Source organism: Kitasatospora sp. NPDC091257, assembly GCF_044757675.1.
GTDB classification, from domain to species: domain Bacteria; phylum Actinomycetota; class Actinomycetes; order Streptomycetales; family Streptomycetaceae; genus Kitasatospora; species Kitasatospora lactacystinica.
Genome location: NZ_JBIVVI010000397.1, coordinates 1 through 6996, shown reverse-complemented (window position 1 = coordinate 6996; position 6996 = coordinate 1). Strand labels below are relative to the sequence as shown.

Sequence of the window (6996 nt, the reverse complement as noted above, 5' to 3'; positions counted from 1 at the left end):
GTGGGGACAGCAGTGGGGGCAGCAGCCTCCCGGCGGCCACCGTCCGTACGGCTGGGGCGCCCCGGCGAGCCCCAAGCCGGGCGTCATCCCGCTGCGCCCGCTGAGCTTCGGCGAGCTGCTGGACGGTGCCGTCACCACCGTCCGCCGGCACTGGCGCACCGTGCTCGCGCTCTCGCTCGGCCTCGCCGTGCTCTCCCAGGCCGGCTCCGTCGTGGTCAACCTGCTGGTCAAGGGGAAGACCGGCGAGTCCACCCAGACCCTGCGGCTGCTGGCCGGGCTGCCGCTGGAGCTGCTGCTCAACGTGTTCGCCACCGCGCTGCTCACCATCGTGGTCAGCCGAGCCGTCCTCGGCCGGTCGGTGACCGCCGGGGAGGCCTGGCGCGACGCCCGCCCCCGGCTGCTCCAGTTGCTCGGGCTGACCCTGCTCACCGCCCTGATGGGCCCCGGTGTGATCCTGCTCGGCTTCGCCCCCATGGCCGGGTACGGCCTCGCCGGCCAGGGCTCCGCCGCCGTCACCGGCCTGCTGAGCCTGGTCGGTCTGCTGACCCTGCCGGTCGCCGTCTGGCTGTGGATCCGCTTCAGCCTCGCCGCCCCGGCCCTGATGCTGGAGAAGCAGGGCGTGCTGACGGCGCTGTCGCGCTCGTGGCGCCTGGTCCGCGGCGCCTGGTGGCGGGTCCTCGGCATCACCGTGCTGGGCTACGTGCTGGCGTTCGTCGTCGCGATGGTCGTCGTGGTCCCGGCCCAGTTCATCGGCCTGCTGCTGGGCTTCGAGAAGCTCGGCCGCCAGGGCCTGCCCGACAGCGCCGACCAGGGCGTCGCCATGCTGCTCCTGCTGGCGGTCGCCGGGATCATCGCCGGCACCTTCACCACCCCGTTCATCGCCGCCGTCGGCGTGCTGGTCTACATCGACCAGCGGATCCGCCGCGAGGCCCTGGACATCGAGCTCGCCCGCGCGGCCGGCCTGCCCGAGCACGGCGGCACCGGCTGGGGCGGCGGCCCGGGCCACCCGACGTCAGCGAGGCGCTGAGCCGGATGCCGAACTGGGGGGAAGGGCTGCTCGCCGCGGGCGGCGCACCGGTCACCGTGCCGCGTGACCCGGCGCGCGAGGCCGCCCGCGACGAACTGCTCGACGCGGAGTACCACAGGCACGACCCGTCCGTGCTGCAGCGGATCACGGACTGGATCTACGACCACATCGCCAGAGCGCTCGACAGCATCTCCGGCGACGGCACCACCGGCACCACCGGACTGATCCTCTTCCTGATCGTCGCGGTGCTGATCGGCGCCGCGCTCTGGTGGCGCCTCGGCGCACCCCGCCGCGCCGCCCGCACCGTCCCGGACGTGTACGGCGCCGAGGGCCCGCGCAGCGCCGACCAGTACCGGGCGGACGCCGCCGGGCACGCCGCCGCCGGACGCTGGACCGAAGCCGTCCGCGAGCAGATGCGCGCCCTGGTGCGCAGCCTGGAGGAGCGCACCCTGCTCGACATCCGCCCCGGCCGCACCGCCGACGAGGCCGCCACCGACGCCGGCCGGGCGCTGCCCGAGCACGCCGCCGCACTGGCCGCGGCCGCCCGGACCTTCGACGACATCGCGTACGGCGAGCGCACCGCCGACCAGGACGCCTACCGGCTGCTGCACGAGCTCGACCGGACCCTGGAGCGCACCCGCCCGGTCCTCGCGCCCGACGTCGCCGACACCGCCGGTGCCGCCGTCCCGGCCCCGACCCCGGGAGGAGCGGCATGACCGGTACCGTCCCCACACCCCCGCCCGGCACCGAGGCACCCGGAGCCCCGACCAGCCTCACCCCCACCACGCGCGGCCTGTGGCGCCGGGCCCGCTGGTACCTGGCCGTCCTCGCCGCCCTGCTGATCGGCGCCGCCGCCGTGTCCGCCCTCGACCAGGACCGCCGCTACCCGCCGCTGGACCCGCGCTCGTACGACCGCGACGGCGCCCACGCCGTCGTCGCCCTGCTCGAACGCCAGGGCATCAAGGCCGAGTTCAGCACCGACCCGACCACCACCCCGGCCGGACCGGACACCCTCGTGCTGCCCGAACCCGACCTGCTCGGCCCCGCCCAGCTGCGCGCCGTCGCCGCCGCCCGGCACCGGCGGCTGGTCCTGGTCGCCCCCGGCCCGGCCGCGCTCACCGCGCTCGCCCCCGGCATCCGGCTGTCCGACGACGCGGGCGGGCCGGCCTACGCCTCCGTCCGTTCCACCCCCGCGGACTGCACGCTCACCGAGGCCGTCCGGGCCGGCAGCGCCCAGCAGGGCGGCATGCTCTACACCAGCGGCAGCCGCGGCGAGGGCTGCTACTCCCGCGGCCACGGCTACCCGCTGGTCGGCCTCCCGGTCGGCGACGGCGACCGCGACGTCATCGTGCTCGGCAGCGGAACCTTCCTGCACAACGGCGAACTGACCAAGGACGGCGACGCCTCCCTCGCCCTCGGCCTGCTCGGCTCGCAGCCCCGCCTCACCTGGCACCTGCCCGACTACTCCGCCCCGCTCCCCGAGGAAGCCCGCACCAAGACCTTCGGTGACTTCCTGCCGAGCGGCTGGCACTGGGCCGGCTACCAGCTCGCCGTCGCCGCCGTGCTCGCCGCCCTCTGGCGCGGGCGCCGGCTCGGCCCGGTCGTCAGCGAGAACCTGCCCGTGGTGGTCCGCGCCGCCGAGACCACCGAGGGCCGCGCCCGCCTGTACCGGCGGGCCAGGGCCCGCGGCCGCGCCGCCGAGGCGCTGCGCGGCGCCACCGCCCACCGCCTCGCCCCAGCCCTGGGCGTCCCGCTCCGGGCCGGCGCACCCGACTCCGACGCGCTCTGCGTCGCCGTGGCCGACCGGCTGCCCGCCCGGCCCGCCGGGGACGTCCGGGCCCTGCTGTACGGCCCGCCCCCGACCGACGACGCCGCACTGCTGCGGCTCGCCGACGACCTCGACGCCCTCGAAAGGCAGGTACGGAACCCGTGACCGACCAGGCAACCGCCCAGCTCCGCTCCGTCCCCGGCACGGCACCCGCTACCCCCGCCACCGACCCGCGCACCGCGCTGACCGCCCTGCGCGCCGAGATCGGCAAGGCCGTGGTCGGCCAGGACGCCGCCGTCACGGGCCTGGTCGTCGCCCTGCTCTGCGGCGGCCACGTGCTGCTGGAGGGCGTCCCCGGCGTCGCCAAGACCCTGCTGGTGCGCACCCTGTCCACCGCGCTCAGCCTGGGGACCAAGCGCATCCAGTTCACCCCCGACCTGATGCCCGGCGACGTCACCGGCTCGCTCGTCTACGACGCCCGCACCGCCGAGTTCTCCTTCCAGCCCGGCCCGGTCTTCACCAACCTGCTGCTCGCCGACGAGATCAACCGCACCCCTCCGAAGACCCAGGCCGCCCTGCTGGAGGCCATGGAGGAGCGCCAGGTCACGGTGGACGGCGAACCGCGCGCCCTGCCCGTCCCGTTCCTGGTCGCCGCCACCCAGAACCCGGTCGAGTACGAGGGCACCTACCCGCTGCCCGAGGCCCAGCTGGACCGCTTCCTGCTCAAGCTGATCCTGCCGCTGCCCGACCGCGACCAGGAGTTCCAGGTACTCTCCCGGCACGCCGCCGGCTTCGACCCCCGGGACCTCCGCGCGGCCGGCGTCCGCCCGGTCGCCGGGCCCGAGCACCTGGTCGCCGCCCGCGAGCAGATCGCCAAGCTGACCGTCTCCCCCGAGATCCTCGCCTACATCGTCGACCTCTGCCGGGCCACCCGGCAGTCCCCGTCGCTGTCGATCGGCGTCTCCCCGCGCGGCGCCACCGCCCTGCTCGCCGCCTCCCGCGCCTGGGCCTGGCTGGCCGGCCGCGACTACGTCACCCCGGACGACGTCAAGGCGCTCGCCCTGCCCACCCTGCGGCACCGGGTCGCGCTGCGCGCCGAGGCCGAGATGGAGGGCGTCACCGCCGACTCCGTCATCCAGGCCGTCCTCGCCCAGACGCCCGCACCCCGCTGACCCGGGCACACCCCACCGCGGCACGCCGTCCCGCACCCCACCGCACCACACCCGTTTCCGGCCCTCCGGCCCACGGGCTACCGGCCCACGGGCCACCGACTCACGGGCTTCCGAAGGAGCGCACCGCATGGCCCTCACCGGGCGAACCGCCCTGCTCGCCGCACTCGGCGCGCTCGTCGTGGGCCTGCTGCTGCCGTCCTGGACCGGGATCGGCCTGGTCACCGGTGCGGTGCTGGTCGCCGTCGCGGTCGACCTGGTGCTCGCCGCCCCGGTCCGCGGCCTGCGGCTCGGACGGAGCGGCGACACCACCGTGCGGCTCGGCGAGCCCGCCACGGTCGAACTGACCGTCACCAACCCGTCCGGCCGACTGCTCCGCGGCCTGGTCCGCGACGCCTGGGCCCCGTCCGCCTGGCGCCCCGGCACCGCCGAGGCCGCCTCCCGGCACGCCCTGACCCTCCCCGGCGGCGAGCGGCGACGGATCACCACCGTGCTCACCCCCACCCGCCGCGGCGACCACCACGCCCACCGGGTGACGGTCCGCTCGCTCGGCCCGCTCGGCCTGGCCGGCCGCCAGGGCTCGCACCTCGTCCCCTGGACGGTCCGCGCACTGCCCCCGTTCGCCAGCCGCAAGCACCTGCCCTCCCGGCTCGCCCGGCTGCGCGAACTCGACGGCCGCACCTCGGTACTGACCCGCGGCCAGGGCACCGAGTTCGACTCCCTGCGCGAGTACCTGCCCGGCGACGACGTCCGCTCCATCGACTGGCGCGCCAGCGCCCGCCGGAACACCGTCGCCGTCCGCACCTGGCGCCCCGAACGCGACCGGCACATCCTCGTCGTCCTCGACACCGGCCGCACCTCGGCCGGCCGGGTCGGCGACGCACCCCGCCTGGACGCCGCCCTCGACGCCGCGCTGCTGCTCACCGCCCTCGCCACCCGGGCCGGTGACCGGGTCGACCTGCTCGCCCACGACTCCCGCAAGCGCGTCACCGTGGCCGGCAGCTCGGCCCACGAGGTACTGCCCGCCTTCACCAACGCGATGGCCGGGCTGGAACCCGCCCTGCACGAGACCGACATGCGCTCACTGGTGGCCACCGCACTCAAGATGGCCCCCCAGCGCTCGCTGATCGTGCTGCTCACCGGCCTCGACGCGGCCCCCGTCGAGGACGGGCTGCGCCCGCTGCTGCCCATGCTCACCAAGCGCCACGAGGTCGTCCTCGCCTCCGTCGCCGACCCGCAGCTGGAGGTCCTCGCCGCCGGGCGGGGCACCCTGGACGCGGTCTACGGCGCGGCGGCCGCCGAACAGACCCGCGCAGACCGCCGGGCCACCGCCGAGCGCCTCACCCGCCACGGCGTCACCGTCCTGGACGCCCCGCCGGCCCGGATCGCCCCGGCCCTGGCCGACACCTACCTGGCGCTGAAGGCCGCCGGCCGGCTCTGAGCCGCTGCCTCCGGATGCCGCTCGGGCTGTTCCGACGCCCCGTCACTCCTGGGTCCGCCCCCTCAACCACGCGTTGAGTCGGGCCGCCTGACGGGTCAGGTGCTCGCGCTCGGCGAGGTTGGACGCCTTGAGCGCCGCCTCCGCGTACAGCCGCGCCGCCGTCGCCGCGTCCCCGTCGCGCTCGTGGAGGTACGCCGCCACCGCCGTGTACCGGGGCAGCGCGTCGTCCAGCTCGGCGAGCTCCGCCAGCCCGGCGCGCGGACCGTCGGCCTCACCGACCGCCACCGCGCGGTTGAGCCGCACCACCGGACTGGCGGTCAGCCGGACGAGCTCGTCGTACCACTCGACGATCTGCACCCAGTCCGTCTCCTCGGCGGTGGGGGCGTCGGCGTGCAGCGCCGCGACGGCAGCCTGGGCCTGGAACTCGCCCAGCCGGTCCCGGGCCAGGGCCCTGTGCAGGATCCCGATGCCCTCGGCGATCAGTCCGGTGTCCCAGCGGGCGCGGTCCTGCTCGGCCAGCGGCACCAGCGCACCGTCGGGCCCGGTCCGGCCGGCCCGCCGGGCGTGGTGCAGCAGCATCAGGGCCAGCAACCCCGCCACTCGGGGTGATCGATCACCGCCGCGAGCTGCCGGGTGAGCCGGATCGCCTCGGCCGCGAGGTCGACATCGCCGGAGTAGCCCTCGTTGAAGACCAGGTAGAGCACCCGGAGCACGGTGGCGACGTCCCCGGGCTGATCGAACCGGACGCCGGAGACGGCGCGCTTGGCCCGGCTGATCCGCTGCGCCATCGTCGCCTCGGGCACCAGATAGGCCCGGGCGATCTGGCGGGTGGTCAGCCCGCCCACCGCACGCAGGGTCAGCGCAACGGCCGAAGAGGGCGTCAACAAGGGGTGGGCGCACAGGAAGTAGAGCTGGAGCGTGTCGTCCGCACCCGCCGCGGGCCCCGGCCCCGGCTCCTGCTCGACCAGGTCCTCCCGACGGCGCCGGGCGGCATCCGACCGGGCCGCGTCCAGGAACTTGCGCCAGGCCACGGTGACCAGCCAGCCCTTGGGGTCGCGCGGCTGCCCGGCGGGCCAGACCCGAACCGCCTCGACCAGCGCCTCCTGCACGGCGTCCTCGGCCGCCGCGAAATCCGCTCCGCGGCGGACGAGGACACCGATGACGCTCGGCGTGAGGCTCCTCAACAGGGCCTCGTTCATCGGGCAGGTCACTCCGTGATGGTCGGCGGCATGGCGAGGAACGGGCGCAGTTCCAGCCACTCGTGGATCGGCTTCCCCCCGGCCCCGGGCGCGGCCGACAGCTCCCCGGCCAGCTCGACGGCGCGCTCGTAGCTGTCGACGTCGATCACCATCCAGCCGGCGATGAGGTCCTTGGTCTCCGCGAACGGACCGTCGGTGACCGCCGGACGCCCCTCGCCGTCGTACCGGACCCACGTCCCCTCGGGTGCGAGCGCCTGACCGTCGACGAACTCGCCGGTCTTCTCCAGCCGGTCCGCGAAGTCCTGCATGTAGGTGATGTGCGCCGTGACCTCCTCCGGCGTCCACTGGTCCATCGGCACGCAGTTGACCGCGTCCGGGGCCCCCCGGTAGTG

6 protein-coding genes and 1 pseudogene are annotated in these 6996 nt (G+C 75.9%); 5 read left to right on the top strand and 2 right to left on the bottom strand.

Annotated features, from left to right (window positions below; genetic code table 11):
- The 5 genes from ACIQOV_RS19550 to ACIQOV_RS19530 all read left to right on the top strand — a co-directional run.
- Positions 1 to 1027, top strand: a 1027-nt coding sequence (locus tag ACIQOV_RS19550; RefSeq protein WP_401049999.1) for a glycerophosphoryl diester phosphodiesterase membrane domain-containing protein, incomplete at its 5' end; no start/stop codon positions are given.
- Between the two features lie 5 nt (positions 1028 to 1032).
- The gene (locus ACIQOV_RS19545) at positions 1033 to 1743 is read left to right on the top strand and encodes a DUF4129 domain-containing protein (protein WP_401049996.1); all 711 of its coding nucleotides are present in this window, start codon (positions 1033 to 1035) and stop codon (positions 1741 to 1743) included.
- Positions 1740 to 2960, top strand: coding sequence for a DUF4350 domain-containing protein (locus tag ACIQOV_RS19540; RefSeq protein WP_401049994.1), 1221 nt, complete (start codon positions 1740 to 1742; stop codon positions 2958 to 2960). Before ACIQOV_RS19545 ends, ACIQOV_RS19540 begins: the two co-directional genes overlap by 4 nt.
- A complete protein-coding gene (locus ACIQOV_RS19535; RefSeq protein WP_380358103.1) occupies positions 2957 to 3967 on the top strand; it encodes an AAA family ATPase in 1011 nt (336 codons plus the stop codon). The genes ACIQOV_RS19540 and ACIQOV_RS19535 overlap by 4 nt, the downstream gene beginning before the upstream one ends.
- Positions 3968 to 4094: 127 nt before the next feature.
- Positions 4095 to 5405, top strand: a complete 1311-nt coding sequence (locus ACIQOV_RS19530; protein WP_380548144.1) for a DUF58 domain-containing protein — start codon at positions 4095 to 4097, stop codon at positions 5403 to 5405.
- 42 nt (positions 5406 to 5447) lie between these two features.
- Here ACIQOV_RS19530 and ACIQOV_RS19525 read toward each other — a convergent pair.
- Both ACIQOV_RS19525 and ACIQOV_RS19520 read right to left on the bottom strand, forming a co-directional pair.
- Positions 5448 to 6604 (bottom strand): annotated as a pseudogene (locus tag ACIQOV_RS19525) (RNA polymerase sigma factor).
- Positions 6605 to 6612: 8 nt separating this feature from the next.
- Positions 6613 to 6996 (bottom strand): YciI family protein (locus ACIQOV_RS19520; protein WP_401049991.1); only part of this gene is annotated, 384 nt, incomplete at its 5' end.

Excerpts from the sequence above, each read along its gene's own strand:
- ACIQOV_RS19545 (WP_401049996.1), top strand. The coding sequence starts at position 1,033 with ATGCCGAACTGGGGGGAAGGGCTGCTCGCCGCGGGCGGCGCACCGGTC.
- ACIQOV_RS19540 (WP_401049994.1), top strand. The coding sequence starts at position 1,740 with ATGACCGGTACCGTCCCCACACCCCCGCCCGGCACCGAGGCACCCGGA.
- ACIQOV_RS19530 (WP_380548144.1), top strand. The coding sequence starts at position 4,095 with ATGGCCCTCACCGGGCGAACCGCCCTGCTCGCCGCACTCGGCGCGCTC.